This is a genomic window from Polaromonas sp. P5_D5 (assembly GCF_054049435.1).
On sequence record NZ_JBFUMJ010000009.1, the window covers coordinates 84,215 to 103,169 of the forward strand.

The following is an 18,955-nucleotide window of genomic DNA, read 5'->3' on the forward strand; positions in this document are numbered from 1 at the left end:
AGCTGAGACCCATGTCCGGGCAATCCGCATTACCCGGCTTTGATGACACGCCGGCGCCGACGGACCGGCTGTTTTTCGCGCTCTTTCCTGATGCTGAGACCGCCGAGCGTATTGCGCAGTGTGCCCGGCAATTGCGGACAGAACACGGCCTGCATGGTGCACCGCTGAAAACCGGGCGCTTTCACATCACGCTCCACCATCTGGGCGATTACGCGGGCCTGCCCCAAGGCGTTGTCGATATGGCGGGCCAAGCTGCCGCTGCGGTCAAATCGCAGCCGTTCTCTGTCACCTTTGACCGGGCCGCAAGTTTCTCCAGTTCTCCGCGCAACCGGCCTTTTGTCCTGCGCGGTGACGCTGGCCTTGCCGACCTGATGGCGTTCCAGCGGGCGCTGGGCATTGAGATGACCAAGGCCGGGCTGGGGCGCTGGGCGAAACCGGCCTACACGCCCCATGTCACTTTGCTCTATGACGACCGCGCGGTGGCCGAACAAGTGGTCGAGCCCATCACCTGGACGGCCGGCGAGTTTATCCTTGTGCGCAGCCTGATCGGCCAGACGCTGCACGTTCCACTGGCCCGCTGGCCATTGCGCCCCTGAGCCCGCGGTAACAGATTCCGGGGAAATTTCCGGCTGATCAAGCCGCCGCCAAATCCGTTTTTTGGCCTATGCTTCAGCCCATGTACATGCCGCCCCAATTCAAAGGCGACCGCGCAAAGGCTGCGGCGCTGATCCAGGAACACCCCTTTGCCAGCTTGATCAGTGTCGATGACGCTGGTCTTCCGTATGTCACGCATTTGCCCTTGCATCTGGAAGATCGCGGCGATCAGCTGGTGCTGCTGGGCCATGTGGCCAAGCCCAATGCGCACTGGCGCTACCTGCAGGCACGACCGCAGGCCGTGGCCACCTTTCTCGGGCCTCATGCCTACCTGTCGCCCAAGGTCTACCCGGATCTGGCGCGGGTGCCGACCTGGAACTACCTGGCCGTGCATTGCACCGTGCAGGCCACGCTGATCGAAGATCCCCTGGCAAAAGACCGCCTGCTTAAAAAGCTGATTGGCGACCACGAACCACCCTACGCCGAGCAGTGGCGCGGCCTGGGCGAAGAGTTTGCCCACAAAATGCTGGCCGGCATTGTGGCCTTTGAATTGCAGGTGACCGATCTGCAATGCAAGGTCAAGATCAACCAGCACAGGCCCGAGTCCCACGCAGCGATGAAGGCCATTTACGCGGCCGGCAATGAAAACGAGCGCGGCCTGGCCAACTGGATGGCCCGCCTGGGCATGGCCGGCACAAGCAACACGCCAACGGAGGCCTGAAATGCGCGCCATGTTCAGCATCGTGAGCTTGTTGGTCGTGTTGGCCATCGTGGGGTTCCTGGTCAAGAAGCAGCTGGGCAGCCAACTGGCCGGCCCACCGGCGGCCGGCGTGCCTGCAGTCTCTGGCGGCGCCACGCCGCAAGAACAAAGCCGGCAAGTGCAGCAGCAGGTCAAACAGTCCGTGGAAAGCCTGATGCAGCAGCCCCGGCCGTCGCAGGACGACAAGTAATTCAATAAGAAACAGGCCATGGCCCTTGCAGGACGAGCGCAAGCAGCTATGAAAATAATAGCAAATGAATGACATCATCTTCATGCAGCAGGCGCTTGCGCAGGCCCGTCAGGCAGCCGGGTCGGGTGAAGTGCCTGTGGGCGCAGTGGTGGTGCGGCGTGGCGAGATCATTGCCACGGGCCGTAACGCCCCGGTGGACGGGCACGACCCGACAGCACATGCCGAGATCGTGGCGTTGCGTGCGGCGGCCCAGGCGCTGGGTAACTATCGGCTGGACGATTGCGAACTGTTTGTGACGCTGGAACCTTGCGCCATGTGCAGCGGCGCCATGCTGCATGCCCGGCTCAAACGCGTGGTGTTCGGCGCGACCGATCCCAAGACCGGCGCCGCCGGCTCGGTCATCGACCTGTTTTCCGAGTCCCGGCTGAACCACCAGACCCACCTGCAGGGCGGGGTGCTGGCTGCGGAATGCAGCGCACTGCTGCAGGAGTTTTTTCGCCGGCGCAGGGATGAGCAGCGCGAGGCATCACGGCTGGCCCATCCGCTGCGTGACGATGCATTGCGCACGCCCGACGTCGCGTTTGAGGCCCTGCCGGGCTACCCCTGGCAGCCCCGTTATGTGAGCGACCTGCCGGCGCTGCAGGGGCTGCGCATGCATTACCTCGACGAAGGCGGCAGTGGGAACAAGGGCGAAGGAGGCGGCCTGACCTTTCTGTGCCTGCACGGCAACCCGGCCTGGAGCTATCTTTATCGCAAGATGATCCCGCCGCTGCTGCAAGCCGGGCACCGCGTTGTTGCCCCGGACATGGTCGGGTTTGGCAAAAGTGACAAGCCCAAGAAGGACAGCTTTCATAGCTTCAGCGCCCACCGGCAAATATTGCTCGAGCTGGTGGAAAAGCTGGACCTGCAAAACGTCGTGCTGGTGGTGCAGGACTGGGGTGGCCTGCTGGGCCTGACACTGCCGATGGCCGCGCGGCATCGCTACAAGGGCCTGCTGGTCATGAACACTCTGCTGGGCACTGGGGATGCCCCCTTGCCTGCAGGCTTTGTGGCCTGGCGCGAGATGTGCGCCAAAAATCCCGAGTTTGATGTGGCGCGCCTTTTTGCGCGCGGCAACCTGCAGATGAGCCCCGCAGAGTGCGCCGCCTACAACGCGCCGTTCCCGGACAAAGGGCATCGCGCCGCGCTGCGCGCGTTCCCGCCCATGGTGCCGGATGCTCCTGATGCTGACGGCGCGGCCATTTCACGCCAGGCGCGCGCCTTCTGGCACAACGACTGGACCGGCCGGACATGGATGGTGGTGGGTGCGCAAGACCCGGTGCTGGGCCCGCCCGTTATGAAAGAACTGCAAGCCCTGATCCGCGGTTGCGGCGAGCCCGTGATGCTGCCGCGGGCCGGCCACTTTGTGCAAGAGCACGGTGAGCCGATTGCGCAGCAAGCCGCGCGTTTTTTCAGCCCGCCAGCTTGAAGACCGGCAAGTGCCAGCCCAGGAAGATAGCGCTCAGCCGCAGCGCTGCCACGGCCACCAGCCCGATACTGAACGCCCAGGAGGGTTTCAGGCCCAGCGTCTTCAGAGCCAGGTACAGCACAATTCCGGCAATCGCCGCGCTGGCATAAATGTCCTGGCGCAGCAGCAGGGGGATCTGGTTGCTGCAGATGTCGCGCATCACGCCGCCGGCCACACCGGTCATGGTGCCCATCAACACCACGATGATGGGCGACAGCCGCGCTGCCTCGGCCAGCTGCGCACCTGAAAGGGCAAACAGGGCCAGGCCGAAGGCATCGGCCACCAGCAGGGCCTGCGCAGGAATCGGCAGGAGCTGCACATAAAGCACTGTGCCCAGTGCCGCCGCGCAGATCACCAGCAGGTAGGTGGGGTCGGCCATCCAGAACACCGGGTGCCGGTTCATCAGCAAGTCCCGCAGGGTGCCTCCGCCGATGGCCGTCAGCGAGGCCAGGACCAGCACGCCCAGCAAATCAAGCTGCAGGCGTCCTGCCGCCAGTGCGCCACTCACTGAAAACACGGCAACGCCGAAGAGGTCAAGCAGGTAAAGGAACATGGTTGACCCGTTTATACCTGCTGCTATCCGCGGCAGGGAAGGGGCGAAGGTCTTCGCGGGATGGGATACTTGCATCCGTGAAAAAACATATCTACATCTATTCCCCTTCCAGCGCGGTGCGCGACAAAGCAGCTTTCAAGCGTGGCGTGAAGCGCCTCGAGTCCCAGGGGCATGAAGTTGAAATCGATACCGATGCACTGGCGCAGCATCAGCGTTTTGCCGGCGACGACGAAACCCGGCTTGCCTCTATTCACCGTGCGGCAGCCAGTGGGGCCGACATCGCCCTGATCTCCCGCGGCGGCTACGGCCTCACCCGCATCCTGCCGAAGATCAACTACAAGGCGGTCGCCAAAGCTGCTGCCGGAGGCACGCGTTTTGTGGGCCTGAGCGACTTCACAGCCTTTCAGATGGCCTTGCTGGCCAAAACCGGCGCGATGACCTGGGCAGGTCCTTCGTTAGATGATTTTGGCGCGGAAGCACCTGACGACATCATGGAAGCCTGCTTTGACGACCTGATCACGGGGCAGGGCGAAGGCACCGGCTGGCAGTTGCCCAAGTCTGCTATGAATTTAATAGCTTCTTCCGCTCGTGGTGCAAAGGCTGGAGCCGGATTCACCATTAAAGACGCGGTATTCTGGGGTGGTAACCTCGCCATCCTGTCTGCGCTGGTGGGAACGCCTTATCTGCCGGCCGTCAAAGGCGGCATCCTGTTTGTTGAGGATGTCGGCGAACACCCTTATCGGGTGGAGCGCATGCTCACGCAGCTGTTGCAAGCCGGCATTCTGGCGCAGCAGAAGGCGATTGTTTTTGGCCAGTTCACCAACTACAAGCTGGCGCCGAATGACAAGGGCTTCAAGCTGGATACCGCCATCGCCTGGCTTCAAGGGCAGGTGAAGGCACACGTGTTGACCGGCCTGCCGTTCGGCCACGTGCCGACCAAGGTGCTGCTGCCGGTGGGCTGCAAAACCACCTTGGTGGTAGAAGACCGGGATGCCTTCCTGCTCTGGGGCCACCAGCACTAACCGGCGTTAAAACGCTGGCCCTGGCTGAGCTTGACTGCCGGCGGCGATGTTCAGGGCAAAAAAAAACCAGCACGAAGCTGGTTTAAAAATAGCCTTGGAGGCCAGGAAGAAAACGGAAAAAACAGGCGGAAAAAGCGAAAAAACTGAAAGCTGGAAGGTCAGGTTGTCAGGGGGCTGGACCGGGAACTGAGGCCGCGCGGCAGCATGCCCTTGAATTTGTCGCTGATACGGCTGACTTTTTCGCGGGCAACTGTTTCGCCATGCATGGCAGCAAGCACCGCCATGATGTCGCCGCGTGTGTACCACAGGCCTTGAACGTCTTGGGCGTAGCGCACGCGGCGCGTGATCTTGGGGTAGTGCTTTTCACCAAACTCGCCAAGCTCATCCAGGATGAATTGGCGGATTTCTTCGGTGCGGTCTTCCAGAACGGAAGCAGTGACTTCACCAGTGCCCAGCAAAGCCATGAAACTGCTTTTCAGATTCGGTTTTAACCAGCGCATGTGTCTCACAACTTTCTACCGGGCATCCGTAGGGTATTTGTTCACGTTCCCGAGGAACGGTTTGTTCTGTTAGATTAAGACTGCGGCGGTTCATTTGCAAGACGTTTTGTGTGAAATGGTTAACGCAAAACAACAAATGAATCAAGGAGTTAGTAACTAGATGTCAAGTCGATTCTGGTATTGAACAGCGTTTAAATCTTTAGACTTACATTAAGTTTCAGCTGTAGACAAAAGTCACCCTTCCACCATTCGCTCAACTTTTCAGCCCCAGCCAGACCCAACATGAACACCACAATGACCGCCTATCCCGCGCATTACATCAACGGACAATGGGTCAAAGCCCAGTCTTCGGAGACCCTTCCTGTCCATGATTCCAGTACCGAAGAGGTGATGGCAACCGTGCCGTCCGGTACGGTCGGGGAAGCAGAAGCTGCGGTATTGGCGGCCCGGGCTGCGTTTGACGGATGGTCTACGTTGCCCGTCGAGACGCGCGCTGCTTACCTGGATAAGGTGGCCGCCGGCATCAAGGCCCGCATCGAAGACCTGGCCGTGGCCATTGCGCGCGAGGTGGGCATGCCCCTGAAGATGGCCCGGGCCGTCCAGGTAGGAGGGCCCGCATGGCACTGGGGAAACTTTGCCAAGGTGGCCCGCCAGTTCGAATGGGAAAAGCAGGTCGGCAACTCGCTCGTGGTACGCGAGCCGATCGGTGTCGTGGGGTGCATCACGCCCTGGAATTTCCCGCTCAGCCAGATCACACTCAAGATCGCCCCCGCCATGGCGGCAGGTTGCACCGTGGTGCTCAAGCCCAGCGAAATCGCCCCGGTCAACGCCATGATCCTGGCTGAAATCATTCATGAGGCCGGCCTGCCGCCCGGTGTGTTCAACCTGGTCAACGGTGTAGGCCCCGTGGTGGGCGAGGTGCTGGCAACGCATCCCGAAGTCGACATGCTGAGCTTTACCGGCTCTACCCGGGCAGGCAAACGTGTGAGCGAACTGGCCAGCCAGTCGGTCAAGCGGGTAGCGCTCGAGCTCGGCGGGAAGTCGGCCAGTGTCATCCTGGAAGATGCAAATTTCGAAGCTGCGGTCAAAGGCACTGTATCGGCCTGCATGCTCAACAGCGGCCAGACCTGTTCGGCCCACACCCGCATGCTGGTGCCGGCCGGGCGCTACGAGGAAGCCAAGGCGCTCGCACAGGCAGCTGTCGCGAAATTCAGTATCGGCCCCAGCCTGGTGGAAACCAGCAAACTCGGACCGCTGGTCAGTGCAGCCCAGCGTGACCGCGTCCTCGGTTTTATCCGAACCGGCATTGAAGAAGGTGCGGATGTGATTGCCGGCGGTGCTGAGGCGCCTGATTTTGCGCAGGGCTATTTTGTCCAACCCACCATCCTGGGGATCAAGGCAACTGACACGCTGGCACAGGAAGAAATTTTCGGCCCGGTCCTGGTCGTTATTTCCTACAACGATGAGGACGAGGCGGTGTCGATTGCCAATAGCACCATTTACGGTCTTGGCGGTGCGGTGTGGGGCGGCACCGACGAACGGGCCATGAAAGTGGCGCGCCGCTTGCGCACGGGACAGGTGGATATCAATGGCGGACCTTTCAACGGTCAGGCGCCGTTTGGTGGCTACAAACAATCGGGTAATGGCCGCGAAAACGGCGTTTATGGTTTTGAAGAATTTCTGGAATTCAAGGCCATTCAGCTAAAAGCCGCCGTGGCTTGAGCCGCCTGGTTCAACGCTGCTGATGGATGGAAGATTAAAACATTTAGTTACAGTTGCGGGTCTTGGCACGCAATTTCTTCTTGTCGTAATCATGCTTATGTTTTAATTGCGCAAGATAGCTACAAGCAGTTACATAGACCCTATGGCAGAAGTCACCGTCGTTTTTGCCGATCTCACCGGAAGCACCGGGGTTTTTGAATCGCTGGGCAATGCCAAGGCAACTCAGGCCATCACACGTTTGACGCAGTGGATAGGCAAGGTCAGCGTGGCCTATCGCGGCCACGTTGTGAAATACCTGGGCGACGGTGTGCTGGTGGTGTTTCCAGACAACGCAGACGCCGTTGACGCCGTAACCGAGCTGCAGCGGGTTCACCGCGACCGTATCCGGAACTGGCCCGAGCACCTCAAGATGCGGCTGCAGCTGGGCGTGGCACGGGGTGAAATTGTCGAGCAGGACGGCGATTGCTTCGGCGACGCCGTCAATGTGGCCTCCCGGTTGAGCGATCTGTCCGGCCCGGACCAGATACTCGCGACCGAAGCCGTCATCGAAAAGCTGCCAGCCGACACACTCGTACGCTCCCGAAATCTTGGCGCCATGGACATTCGTGGCCGCACCGAAGCCTGCCTGGTCCACCGCATCGAATGGCAGGCAGAAGTCATGACCGAATCATTTACCGTACCTTCCAGCCTGACGGCGCACTCGGCCCCGCAGCCCCTGGCTCTGGCGTCGATCGAGTTGTGCTGGCTGGACATCAATACCGAGTTCGCCTCGGGTGAGCTGCCGATTTTCCTGGGGCGAGACCACGACGCGCAATTTGTGGTTCAAGATCCGCGCGTTTCCCGCAGGCACGCCAGAATTGAATGGCGTGCCGGCAAGTTTTACCTTGAAGATGTCAGCAGTTACGGCACCTGGGTGCGATTTTCCGACAGCGCAGCTGTCGTGGCATTGCGCCGACAGGAATGTGTGTTGCTGCAAGAGGGTGAGATTGCTCTGGGCGCTCCCTTTGAAGACTTCACGGTGCCTACCGTCAGTTTCAAGTTTGCTGACGGCAAAGTCCATCTTCAAACAAAATAGCGTCTTTCCGGCAGGGCCGACCAGATTCTGCCTGGCATGCCAACTGCTCATCGCCATGGGCACCTGGCTGCGCTATCCGTATCACCCGATGGAACATGATGGTCTGGTTCAAACGCATTTCTGCTGCGCTGCTGGTGTTGCTGCTGATCGCAACCACCGTGGCGGGTTTCTATATTTACCGGACCTTCCCGACACTCGACGGTGAACTCCAGACCGCGGGCTTGCGTGGCCCCGTATCGGTTGCCCGTGACACCGCGGATGTCACCCACATCAAGGCCCAGTCGCCCCACGACGCCTGGTTTGCCCTTGGTTATGTCCATGCACAGGAGCGTGGCTGGCAGCTGGAGTTCAACCGGCGGGTTATGCACGGTGAGCTGTCCGAGGTGTTTGGCCCGGCCACACTTGACACCGACAAGTTGCTGCGCACCCTGGGTGTTGTGCAGGCCGCCGAGCGCCAATGGCAGAACCTTCCGGCCGAGGGGCGCGATGCGATGCAGGCCTACAGCGACGGCATCAATGCTTTTTATCAAGGCTCTTCGCAGGCGCTGTCTCCCGAGTTCCATATCGTGGGCGTCAAACCTGGAGGCCTTTCCGGCAAAGCCTGGTCTCCCACTGACAGCGTCGCATGGTCGCTGATGATGGCGCTGGACCTCGGCGGCAACTGGGGCACCGAGTTCGCGCGCCTGTCGGCGGCCCGGCTGCTGAAGCCCGCAGAACTCCAGCAGTTGTTTCCGCCTTACCCAGGCGAACAGCCTGCCTCGAAAGTGGACTTTTCCAAGCTGTATGCGGGCTTGGGCGTTTACCGGTCCGACCTCCCGGATGCTACTAAAAAGATAGCTTCCAGCGCCCGTCAGTCAAGGTCTAGGAGGCTATTTGAGGCTGAAAATCGACCACTGGACGTCGCAGCCCTGGCTTCGAACATCAACGATTGGGCCTTGGCACTCGGTAACGTAGGGGGCAAAGGCTCCAATAACTGGGTGGTGGCGGGCTCCCACACCGACAGCGGCAAGCCGCTGCTCGCCAACGACCCGCATCTGGGGCTGTCTGCGCCGGCTGTCTGGTATTTCGCGCGGCTGCAGGCATCCGAAGGCAAGACAGCGAACGGCGGTAGCGCGCCGGCGCTGGACGTGATCGGCGCGACATTGCCCGGCTTGCCCTTTGTGGTGATGGGGCATACCGGGAAGGTGGCCTGGGGCTTCACCAACACCGCCCCGGATGTGCAGGATTTGTACCTGGAGCAGATTAATCCTGCCAATGCGCAGCAGTACCGCGTACCCCATGCTGGCGGCGCAAACGCCGACACGGCCTGGGAGGACTTCAAGGTTCGTAGCGAGACGATCAAGGTGAAGGGTCAACCCGATGTGGTGCTCAATGTGCGAGAAAGCCGCCACGGCCCCGTTCTCAGCGATGTCCAGAAGTCGCACGCCGACCTGCTTGATATCCGCAAATATGTGATCGCGTTGCGCTGGAGTGCCCTGGATGCCGACAACCAGACCGTGCTGGCAGGCCTGCGCGCTAACCGGGCACAGTCTGCCCAGGAGTTGYTTGCGGCATTTTCGGCCTATCACTCGCCCATGCAAAACGTCGTGACCGCGGATGTCTTCGGCCAAACCGGTTTCAAGGCGGTCGGCAAGGTACCGCTGCGAAAACCCGATAACGACATCCTCGGGACCGCGCCGTCCCCCGGGTGGGAGGCGCGCTACGACTGGGCAGGCTGGGTGCCTTATGCGCAGACGCCCGAGGCCGCCAATCCGGCGATTGAGGCCAAGGGCTGGTGGTCTACGGCGAACCAGCGCATTACGCCACCTGCTTATCCCTTCTTCATCGGGCAGGACTGGACCGTGCCTTACCGCTACAACCGCATTGAACAGTTGCTGGCTGCCACACCCAGGCACACCATGGAGTCCATGCAAAAAATACAGGGTGACCAGTACTCGGCGGCCACGGTGCGGCTCTTGCCTTTCCTGCAGGAAACGCTGTCGCAGTCTTCCGCCCATCCGTTGGCAGAAGCAGTACGCCGCAAGATGGCGGGATTTGACGGGACCATGCGCGCCGACCAGGCGGAACCTCTGGTGTTTGCCGCCTGGGTAGACGAGCTGACACGGGGCACCATCGGTGCAAAACTGGGTGAGCCCACGTTCAAGGCCCTTTACGGCAAGCGCCATTTCAGGAGCACGCTGGAAGACATTCTCGAGAGTAACGACACCGGATGGTGCGGCACCGCTGGTTGTGCGGCGCAGTCTGCTGCTGCGCTGAACCGGGCGCTGGATCGCCTCCAGGCAGCCTATGGGAACGACGTAGAGGCCTGGAGCTGGGGCAGGGCGCACTTCGCGCTGTCTGCCCACAAGCCATTTGGCAACGTGCCCTGGCTCGCTAAGTTCTTTGATGTCCGCGTTCCCACCGGTGGCGATACCTTTACCGTCAACGTGGGGCAGTACTGGGCGACCGGGGACGCGACGCCTTTCGCCAACAGGCAGGCCGCTTCTTTGCGGGCCGTGTATGACCTCGCAGACCTGGAGAACTCACGCTTCATTTACCAGACGGGGCAAAGCGGCCTGGTGTTTTCCGGGCGCTATCGCGACATGAAGGACCGCTGGGCCGCAGTGCAATACCGGCCGTTGCAGATGAACCCGTCAACCTACGTGCACCGGCTCACGCTGAGTCCCTGAACGGGCTTCGAAGTCTCACGCCGGGATGGCGTCGACATTCAGCCGGTCCCAGTGGCGATGCTGGGCGATGGCTGTCATGAAGTCTTGGGAAACCTGCCCCTCAGTCACTTTGCGTGCATCGGCTATCAGGACTCCCGGCGTCGGCACGTGAATCAGCTCCGGGTCTTTGCCCAGACTGAAACCCAGGGTGCTTAACAGCTGGGCGCCGTCGTTGATGGCGCAAATCGTTTTGCAATGCTTGTAGGCCTCCAGCACGAAATGCACAGCTTCGCCCATGGCGGCCAGGGTGCCTATGCTGTCGCCTCCCCCGGGGATTAGCACCGCGTCGAACATCACGGAGGGCATATTCGTGAAAGTATGGTCCACCGCAAGCTGCCGGCCGGACGAGGTGCTGACCGTGCCCAGGTGCGGCGCGACGAGTTTGCACAGCGCACCGGCGTCCAGGAGGTCTTGCTGGATGCGCTTGAGGGCTGCGGCTTCGACGCCGTCCGCTACCAGGATGGCCACTTTGCGTGTCTTGACGCTGCCGCCGGTGCGGCCCACCATGCGCAATGCCGGGTCTTCCTCGATCTTGCTGGTGATGCGGTAGTCCCGGAAACCCAGCCGGCCGGATGCAGCCTTGGGATCCGGCGGATTGATGCCCAGCGGGGTTGCCACACGGGTTGCCAGTTTCAGGTCCACATGGGCCAGGTTGTCCACCATGCGCTGGCGTATTTCAGGGACCTCCACCTTGGAGAGCTCAAACCGGAATGCCGCAACGATATGGTCTTTTTCCACCGCGCTCTGGCTGTTCCAGAACAGTGCCGCCTGGGAGAAATGGTCGTCGAATGAAGGGCTGCGGCGCCTTATTTTGGGTGGCTCTACCTGTTCTGGGTATGACTGGAAGCCATGCGCTCCGCCATCGATCCTGAACTCTGTCCCATTGCCCAGCGTATTGGGCTCATACGCTACCCGTCCTTTGCTGATCGCCTGGCGGTGCATGCCGTCCCGCTGGAAGTTGTGCATCGGGCAGACGGCGCGGTTGATCGGAATCTCGTGGAAATTGGCGCCGCCCAGGCGTGACAGCTGCGTGTCCGTATAGGAAAAAAGGCGGCCCTGCAGCAGAGGGTCATTGGAAAAATCGATGCCCGGCACCAGGTGGCCGGGGTGGAATGCCACCTGCTCGGTTTCAGCAAAGAAATTGTCGGGATTACGGTTCAACACCATCTTCCCGATGATCTGCACGGGCACCTGTTCTTCCGGAATCAGTTTGGTCGGGTCCAGGATGTCGAACCCCAGCTCGTCCTCCTTGCCTTCGTCCACGATTTGAACGCCCAGTTCCCATTCGGGAAAATTGCCGCTTTCGATAGCCTCCCACAGGTCGCGCCGGTGAAAGTCAGCGTCTTTGCCGGCAATCTTCTGGGCTTCATCCCATGCCAGTCCGTGAATGCCGAGCTTGGGTTTCCAGTGAAACTTCACAAAGTGCGAATCGCCGCGGGCATTGATAAAACGGAATGCATGGACACCGAAGCCCTCCATCATGCGGAGGCTGCGCGGTATGGCGCGGTCTGACATGGCCCACATCAGCATGTGTGTAGTTTCAGGCATCAGCGAAGCAAAATCCCAGAACGTGTCGTGGGCACTGGCCGCCTGGGGCATTTCATGGTGCGGCTCCGGCTTGACCGCATGGATCAGGTCCGGAAACTTGATGGCATCCTGGATAAAGAAAACGGGAATGTTGTTGCCGACAAGGTCGTAATTTCCCTCGGAGGTGTAAAACTTCACGGCAAACCCGCGCACGTCACGCACAGTATCCGCCGAGCCCCTGGAGCCGGCCACGGTAGAAAACCGCACAAATACCGGCGTTTCCACGTCCGGGTCCTGGAGAAAGGCAGCGCTGGTGTATTGCACCATCGACTTGTAGGGTTTGAAGTACCCATGTGCAGCGGAGCCTCGTGCATGGACGGCGCGTTCCGGAATGCGTTCGTGGTCGAAATGGGTGATTTTTTCGCGAAGGATGAAATCCTCCAGCAGGGTAGGGCCGCGCACGCCCGCCTTCAGCGAGTTATGGTTGTCCGGAATCTGCAGGCCCTGGTTGGTGGTCAGGGCCGCGGCCGGGCCGGTGGAGAACCCCTCAAGCTGCGACTTTTTGTCTTTTGCACCTTCCGCATTTCGGCCAGGGTTGATAGCGTTGCGCTTGGATGGCGGCATGAAAAATCTTTCTTCTTAAAAGAGGGCGTCGGGGGCGGTGAAATGAGAGTGCACCTGGAGCTTTCTGTCGCAGGCGGGCCGGCGGTTTGGCCGGCGCAAATATGGCCGTCACGTATCGAGTAAACCTTCCAGCCCCTTCACGCAGGCCAGCAGTGCCAGTGCGGCAACGGTGCCGGCCAGGCACCAGCCCATGAGTTCCTGAAGTGCGTCGGCAAGGCCATCGGGCAACAGCATTGAACACAAAAACAGGCTTGCTGCGCAGACAAGCGCGGTGAGAAATGCATGGACGAGGTCGATATCCCGGGGGCTTGCATGAATTCGCCAGGCGGTGAGCAATCCTGCTGCCATGCCTGCCAAAAGTCCGCCCATCAGTTTCATGGTGATTCCCCGTGTGGTTTGCGCTCCACCGGTTGTGTCCCGGTGTCGTTGTCTGGTGCATAGACCATACGGGCCGGCAGATCCATATCCGGTAGCCGGATGCCGGTGCACCCTGTAAGGCCTTTCTTCTCCTTGCGTAAGACATGGCTTACCGTTTTAGCGTGTGCAAAGTGTTCATGTGGACGTCAGGTTTCAGGCGCCTTTGGCGGCGCGCTGGCCTTTTCTCCTACACGGGCATGCTCGTCCCTCCGGCAGAAACCGGAAGACGCTTCGCTTAAATTTGCAGCCATGAAAGACATCCATGCCCAGTTACAGACGGGGATACGCCGATGACGTTGCCAAAAATGAAAACCTATGTCGTAGAGGACAACCCGACCATCCGCGAAAACCTGATCAGTACGCTGGAAGAACTCGCTCCGGTGGAAGCGGTTGGCACGTCTGATTCTGAAGAGCAGGGGGCAGAGTGGTTGACGCGCAACGACGCGCAATGGGATCTGGCCATCGTCGACCTCTTTCTCAAGAAAGGTAGCGGTCTCGGGGTGTTGCAGGCTTGCCGCGCCCGCAGGCCGCTTCAAAAAATAGTGGTATTCAGTAACTACGCAACACCCGAAATGCGCAGGCGCTGTGCGGAGTTGGGTGTCGATGCGGTATTTGACAAATCGACTGAAATTGACTGCCTGCTTGCTTACTGCGTGACTCAAAGCCAAAAACTGGACCAGGTTGCGAATGACGAATCCGCGCTCCAGCGAGCCTGAAGGAGGACGGCATGAACGAATCTGCAGTGTTAACCGGCCAGTCCACAGAGGACCCTGTTTACCGTTCCGGTGCAGGTCAACGCAAGTTGTCGGAAGATATTTTTCCGTCCGCCGAAGAGGCAGTATTGGCGGAGCAAGTCCATGGAACAGGCGGTTTTCCGTCCGACGCCCAGGTGACCCGGCCGCCGGCAGTCCGGGCCGGCGACAAGCGGGCCCCTCTTATGGGTTCTTTTCGAACCCAGGTCGCGGAATACCCGTGCCGTTCGGCATTGATGGCCGCCGCCGCCGGCGCCTTGGCCATGATCATGCTGCGATCACAGTTGCGTCGCCGCGCCGGTTCGCACTTGCCACGCTGGATCAGATAACTCCCTGGCCCCGGAGCATCCTATGCGACTTCATGTTCCCGTTCCGGAACCCAGTCCCGGCACCCCTGGCATCCATGTTCCCACCGAGGTGCCGCCGGTGATTATTCCTCCTGCGCCAGGCACGCCCCCTGAGGTCAATGATCCACCGCTGGAGCCGACGCTACCGATCCGCGAGCCGGCGACAAACGTGCCACCGCAGGCGGTTTAAACACAGCTCCAGCTCGCGCGGGCACTCAGCGCAATAGCTTACAGGGCGGCCTGCTGCCGCTGGTACTCAGCCCTTTTCATGGTGAGATAAGTGTTCTTGTCTACCTCATGAAGCTGCCGTGCGTACTGTTCCGTGGCATCAAACCAATGCAGCATGCGCGCTTCAAGTTGCTGCGCGGCTGGTTTGTCCACAGCGGCGAGGTAGGCTTCGATCGCCAGGTAGTAACGCATGGTGTTGCGCTCTACCGCGCCGCGCATTCCGCCTACATGTGTCATGTTCTGGTCTTGCCGTATTTGGGTGAATCCCACTTTTCCATTGCCCACGGTGGCAAGGTAGCCCTGCATGGCCAGGCGGCTGGTGATGCCGTAGCCATAGGAATAACCCAAATGGATGAAGGTTTTTCCACCAGGTAGTGCAACTGCCTGCAATTCGATTCGGTAGTTGCTGGTTCCCAGCGGACCTTTGTCGGCGTTGAGTTGGGCACCCAGATAGTCGGAAGAACTGGCGGTCAGCCGATAGTTGAATTGCAACGCGAATGCGTCCTCCAGCTGCTGCGCGGTTTTTTTGCCGATGTTCATTTTCAGAGTGCTGGGGCTGCTGTCCGAACTGGCGTGGCAGTATTTGGTGTTGATGTGGAGCATCAGCATTTCGCACCAGCGATTGGGACTTTTGAACGTGGCGCTAACCGTATTGAAAGGGGAATTCAGTACAGCATATGCACTTCCACTGACCGTGTTGGTGCCTTCTGAAGACTCCAGAAAAAGCGGCCTGTGGTAGGCGTTCTGCGCCAGCTGTCCTGCCAACGCCATGTGCTTTTCGAGCAGGGCAGCGGCGTGGGGTTCCGCCGAAACAACTGGAGCTTGCTGCGCTTGCGCGGCAACCGGCAGCAGGGATGTGCCGAATGCCAGGCAACAGGCGACCACGAGGGTTTGAAAGCTGCTCATGGTCTCAGTGTGCCAGTGGAAAACAGGCAATTGGGTCATATGCTCCATCGTCCTACATTTATCGCCGAAAAGAAGGAGGAAGGGAGGAAGCGGGAGCCCAAAAGGATTTGGTCAGGCTTGTGCCACTTCGGCCAGCCTGTCCGGCGTTGTTGGGGATGTTTCAAATAGCAGCGCAATCCGATTTTCCGTACGAGTCAGACGCACGGCTTCCCGCAGCGCCAATGCTTCCAGGTCATGCCATTCAAGTTGCCGATACGACGACTTCTCAGGCACCCGCGCAGGCGCGGACGCATTCGGCTCATTCAATGAAGCCTGAACGGAAAAGAAACCATCGGTGAATTCAGTTTCCATGAGCAGTGCCCTGGGTCCGGTGGCCGTGTCGGTCAGGGTAATGATCGCGGCAGTTAACACATTGCGCAGCGCCGACTGGGACAGCTCGACATCGACCTGGCTGGTGTTGTCGACAATGGAAATGCCCTTGAACGAGAGCTGGGTTGCCACCATGCCCAGACACTCCGCAATGCCTTTTCCGGCTTTGACTGACTTGTTTTCCCGGGGGGCAAGCCAGCCCATCAAATCAACACAGGATGCAGCTGCCTCTTTGGACAGCGCCACGATGTCGCGTGCATTTCGCAGCAGCGTTTCCGGATCTGTGTCTGTTTTTTGGAGTCGCCTTTCCAGCATGGCCGCAACCATGGCAATCGGTTGCAGCGTACCCGCCATATTGTGACGGATCACGGGAGCGAGCCGCCGCAGGAGTGCGTATTGCGCCGCCTCCGTCACGCATCTTTCCAATGCCGTTTCCTGGATTGATGTGCTGTGGAATTGAACATTCATGGTGATCGTGCCGTCGAAAATGCTCCAGAAAACTGCAGGGTTGGCTGCAGGGCCGCGCCGCTTTTTGAATACATCTTGCTGCGATATTTTCAAGGCGTAACTTCAAAATATACAGCGTTAGAACGGAGGGGTATGTAAGCCAAAACCTACAGATGAAAGGTTGTGACAGGCATGCTGCAGATTGCCGCGCCCTTCGGTAAATAGTGAGGGCTTTGTGTTGTCATTCTGAATGTTCGCGAGTAATCTCGTCAGCCGTTTCTACAAAACGTTACCTTCAATACAGGATGAATGATATGGAGGCACTAGCCAAGCTGGCCGTGGTGGAGCGCGACACCGAACTCAAGTTCATTCTCAAATCCCTCAGCGCACTACGGCGGGGCGAACTCGCAGTCACACTGCCGACGGAGTGGGAAGGCGTCTACGGAAAGATCGCCGCTGAATTCAATCAGCTGTCGGCTATGACGGCGGCGACCACCAGCCGCTGCAAGGGACTTGCTGCCAAATCCCGCTCTACGGCGCGAGTGAGTCGCCGTCTGCCGGAAGAAAAATTATCCGGCTTCTGGCTGGAAAATGCTGTCGCGATTAATACCGTGCTTGATGACGCCGATACGGCAGCGGATCAGACAAAAATTATTCTCGCAGCGTTGACCGACCTTAAGAAGGGCGATGTGCATGCGTCGTTGCCGCAGGACTGGACGGGTGTACCGGGCAAGGTTGCAGATGCATTTAACGATGTGGTTTCCGAGAATGTCCGGATGGCGCGGGAGCTGGAGCGATTGAGCCGGGTGGTCGGAAAGGAGGGCCGCCTGAAAGAGCGCGCATTTGTGCCCGATGCCTCCGGCTTTTGGCGCGACTCTGCCGAATCCATCAATTCCCTGATAGCGGATCTGGTTCATCCGACCAGCGAGGTGGCGCGTGTGATTGGTGCCGTCGCCCAGGGCGATCTGTCCAAGAGCATGGCCCTCGAAGCAGAAGGCAAGGCGCTGGAAGGTGAGTTCCTGCGTACGGCCATGATCATCAACAAGATGGTGGAGCAGCTCGGAACCTTCTCGGCCGAGGTGACGCGGGTGGCGCGCGAGGTGGGTACCGAAGGAAAGCTGGGCGGGCAGGCCGACGTGCAGGGCGTGGCCGGCACCTGGAAGGACTTGACCGATTCGGTCAACTCCATGGGCTCCAACCTGACGGCACAGGTGCGGAACATTGCCGAGGTGACGACCGCCGTGGCGGCCGGTGACCTYTCCAAGAAGATCACGGTGGACGTGAAGGGCGAGATTCTGGAGCTCAAGAACACCATCAACACCATGGTGGATCAGCTTCGGTCATTTGCCTCTGAAGTGACACGGGTGGCGCGCGAGGTGGGTACTGAGGGCAAGCTGGGCGGGCAGGCCGACGTGCAGGGMGTGGCCGGTACCTGGAAGGATCTGACCGACAACGTGAACTTCATGGCCGGTAACCTGACATCACAGGTGCGAAACATCGCCGACGTGACCAAAGCTGTGGCCGCCGGTGACCTCTCCAAGAAGATCACGGTGGACGTGAAGGGCGAAATTCTGGAGCTCAAGAACACCATCAACACCATGGTGGACCAGCTCTCGTCTTTTGCGTCTGAAGTGACACGTGTGGCGCGCGAGGTGGGTACTGAGGGCAAGCTGGGCGGGCAGGCCGACGTGCAAGGTGTAGCCGGCACGTGGAAAGATTTGACCGACTCGGTCAACTCCATGGGCTCCAACCTGACCGGCCAGGTGCGCAACATTGCCGAGGTGACGACGGCTGTGGCGGCCGGTGATCTTTCGAAGAAGATCACGGTGGACGTGAAGGGCGAGATTCTGGAGCTCAAGAACACCATCAACACCATGGTGGACCAGCTCTCGTCTTTTGCGTCTGAAGTGACGCGGGTGGCACGAGAAGTGGGCACCGAAGGCAAACTGGGCGGCCAGGCCGATGTGCAAGGTGTAGCCGGCACGTGGAAAGATTTGACCGACTCGGTCAACTCCATGGGCTCCAACCTGACCGGCCAGGTGCGCAACATCGCCGAGGTGACCAAGGCTGTGGCGGCGGGCGACCTCTCCAAAAAGATCACGGTGGACGTGAAGGGCGAGATTCTGGAGCTCAAGAACACCATCAACACCATGGTGGATCAGTTGCGATCGTTTGCCTCGGAGGTGACGCGTGTGGCGCGCGAGGTGGGTACTGAGGGCAAGCTGGGCGGGCAGGCCGACGTGCAGGGCGTGGCCGGCACCTGGAAGGATTTGACCGATTCGGTCAACTCCATGGGCTCCAACCTGACGGCACAGGTGCGGAACATTGCCGAGGTGACGACCGCCGTGGCGGCCGGTGACCTTTCCAAGAAGATCACGGTGGACGTGAAGGGCGAGATTCTGGAGCTCAAGAACACCATCAACACCATGGTGGATCAGTTGCGATCGTTTGCCTCGGAGGTGACGCGGGTGGCACGAGAAGTGGGCACCGAAGGCAAACTGGGCGGGCAGGCCGACGTGCAGGGAGTGGCCGGTACCTGGAAGGATTTGACCGATTCGGTCAACTCCATGGGCTCCAACCTGACGGCACAGGTGCGGAACATTGCCGAGGTGACGACCGCCGTGGCGGCCGGTGACCTTTCCAAGAAGATCACGGTGGACGTGAAGGGCGAGATTCTGGAGCTCAAGAACACCATCAACACCATGGT

The 18,955-nt window shown here is 60.0% G+C and carries 18 protein-coding genes; 12 read left to right on the plus strand and 6 right to left on the minus strand.

Annotated features, from left to right (window positions below; translation table 11 throughout):
* Positions 1-11: 11 nt before the first annotated feature.
* The 4 genes from ACXJKE_RS22320 (at position 12) to tadA (ending at position 3,012) form a co-directional block, all read left to right on the plus strand.
* On the plus strand, positions 12-596 hold the full coding sequence (locus tag ACXJKE_RS22320) for a 2'-5' RNA ligase family protein (RefSeq protein ID WP_457282778.1): 585 nt from the start codon (positions 12-14) through the stop codon (positions 594-596).
* An 80-nt stretch (positions 597-676) separates the two neighbouring features.
* Positions 677-1,315, plus strand: a complete 639-nt coding sequence (locus tag ACXJKE_RS22325) for an FMN-binding negative transcriptional regulator (RefSeq protein WP_457282779.1) — start codon at positions 677-679, stop codon at positions 1,313-1,315.
* A gap of 1 nt (position 1,316) precedes the next feature.
* Positions 1,317-1,544: a hypothetical protein gene (locus tag ACXJKE_RS22330; RefSeq protein ID WP_457282780.1), complete on the plus strand. Its 228-nt coding sequence runs from the start codon at positions 1,317-1,319 to the stop codon at positions 1,542-1,544.
* Between the two features lie 64 nt (positions 1,545-1,608).
* The gene (tadA, locus tag ACXJKE_RS22335) at positions 1,609-3,012 is read left to right on the plus strand and encodes a tRNA adenosine(34) deaminase TadA (RefSeq protein ID WP_457282781.1); all 1,404 of its coding nucleotides are present in this window, start codon (positions 1,609-1,611) and stop codon (positions 3,010-3,012) included.
* On the opposite strand, the gene ACXJKE_RS22340 is transcribed toward tadA, so the two are convergent.
* Positions 2,996-3,604 carry a trimeric intracellular cation channel family protein gene (locus ACXJKE_RS22340; protein ID WP_457282782.1) on the minus strand — a complete coding sequence of 203 codons (609 nt, stop codon included), beginning with the start codon at positions 3,602-3,604 and terminating at the stop codon, positions 2,996-2,998. The genes tadA and ACXJKE_RS22340 overlap by 17 nt on opposite strands.
* Before the next feature lie 77 nt (positions 3,605-3,681).
* Between ACXJKE_RS22340 and ACXJKE_RS22345 the strand changes: the two genes are divergently transcribed.
* Positions 3,682-4,626 (plus strand): LD-carboxypeptidase, encoded by a 945-nt coding sequence (locus tag ACXJKE_RS22345; protein ID WP_457282783.1) that lies wholly within the window; start codon positions 3,682-3,684, stop codon positions 4,624-4,626.
* Positions 4,627-4,784: 158 nt separating this feature from the next.
* Here ACXJKE_RS22345 and ACXJKE_RS22350 read toward each other — a convergent pair whose 3' ends face one another.
* The gene (locus tag ACXJKE_RS22350; RefSeq protein ID WP_457282784.1) at positions 4,785-5,126 is read right to left on the minus strand and encodes a hypothetical protein; all 342 of its coding nucleotides are present in this window, start codon (positions 5,124-5,126) and stop codon (positions 4,785-4,787) included.
* Between the two features lie 282 nt (positions 5,127-5,408).
* On the opposite strand from ACXJKE_RS22350, the gene ACXJKE_RS22355 reads away from it, so the two are divergent.
* From ACXJKE_RS22355 to ACXJKE_RS22365, 3 genes are all read left to right on the plus strand, one after another.
* Positions 5,409-6,848, plus strand: a complete 1,440-nt coding sequence (locus ACXJKE_RS22355) for an aldehyde dehydrogenase family protein (RefSeq protein ID WP_457282785.1) — start codon at positions 5,409-5,411, stop codon at positions 6,846-6,848.
* Positions 6,849-6,990: 142 nt separating this feature from the next.
* Positions 6,991-7,923, plus strand: coding sequence for an FHA domain-containing protein (locus ACXJKE_RS22360; RefSeq protein WP_457282786.1), 933 nt, complete (start codon positions 6,991-6,993; stop codon positions 7,921-7,923).
* 98 nt (positions 7,924-8,021) lie between these two features.
* On the plus strand, positions 8,022-10,592 hold the full coding sequence (locus ACXJKE_RS22365) for a penicillin acylase family protein (protein WP_457282796.1): 2,571 nt from the start codon (positions 8,022-8,024) through the stop codon (positions 10,590-10,592).
* 15 nt (positions 10,593-10,607) lie between these two features.
* Here the strand turns inward: ACXJKE_RS22365 and katE are convergent, their stop codons facing one another.
* Positions 10,608-12,782 (minus strand): catalase HPII, encoded by a 2,175-nt coding sequence (gene katE / locus ACXJKE_RS22370; protein WP_457282787.1) that lies wholly within the window; start codon positions 12,780-12,782, stop codon positions 10,608-10,610.
* 108 nt (positions 12,783-12,890) lie between these two features.
* Positions 12,891-13,160 (minus strand): hypothetical protein, encoded by a 270-nt coding sequence (locus ACXJKE_RS22375; RefSeq protein ID WP_457282788.1) that lies wholly within the window; start codon positions 13,158-13,160, stop codon positions 12,891-12,893.
* 344 nt (positions 13,161-13,504) lie between these two features.
* Between ACXJKE_RS22375 and ACXJKE_RS22380 the strand changes: the two genes are divergently transcribed.
* From ACXJKE_RS22380 to ACXJKE_RS22390, 3 genes are read left to right on the plus strand one after another with little or no spacing between them, the layout of a single operon-like run.
* On the plus strand, positions 13,505-13,915 hold the full coding sequence (locus ACXJKE_RS22380) for a response regulator transcription factor (RefSeq protein ID WP_457282789.1): 411 nt from the start codon (positions 13,505-13,507) through the stop codon (positions 13,913-13,915).
* Positions 13,916-13,926: 11 nt separating this feature from the next.
* A complete protein-coding gene (locus ACXJKE_RS22385; protein WP_457282790.1) occupies positions 13,927-14,280 on the plus strand; it encodes a hypothetical protein in 354 nt (117 codons plus the stop codon).
* Positions 14,281-14,302: 22 nt separating this feature from the next.
* Entirely contained in the window at positions 14,303-14,488 is a 186-nt protein-coding gene (locus tag ACXJKE_RS22390) for a hypothetical protein (RefSeq protein ID WP_457282791.1), read from the plus strand.
* A gap of 38 nt (positions 14,489-14,526) precedes the next feature.
* On the opposite strand, the gene ACXJKE_RS22395 is transcribed toward ACXJKE_RS22390, so the two are convergent.
* Together ACXJKE_RS22395 and ACXJKE_RS22400 are read right to left on the minus strand one after the other, a co-directional pair.
* Entirely contained in the window at positions 14,527-15,432 is a 906-nt protein-coding gene (locus tag ACXJKE_RS22395; RefSeq protein WP_457282792.1) for a hypothetical protein, read from the minus strand.
* Between the two features lie 111 nt (positions 15,433-15,543).
* The gene (locus ACXJKE_RS22400) at positions 15,544-16,362 is read right to left on the minus strand and encodes a hypothetical protein (RefSeq protein WP_457282793.1); all 819 of its coding nucleotides are present in this window, start codon (positions 16,360-16,362) and stop codon (positions 15,544-15,546) included.
* 200 nt (positions 16,363-16,562) lie between these two features.
* Between ACXJKE_RS22400 and ACXJKE_RS22405 the strand changes: the two genes are divergently transcribed.
* Positions 16,563-18,955 (plus strand): HAMP domain-containing protein (locus ACXJKE_RS22405; protein ID WP_457282794.1); only part of this gene is annotated, 2,393 nt, incomplete at its 3' end.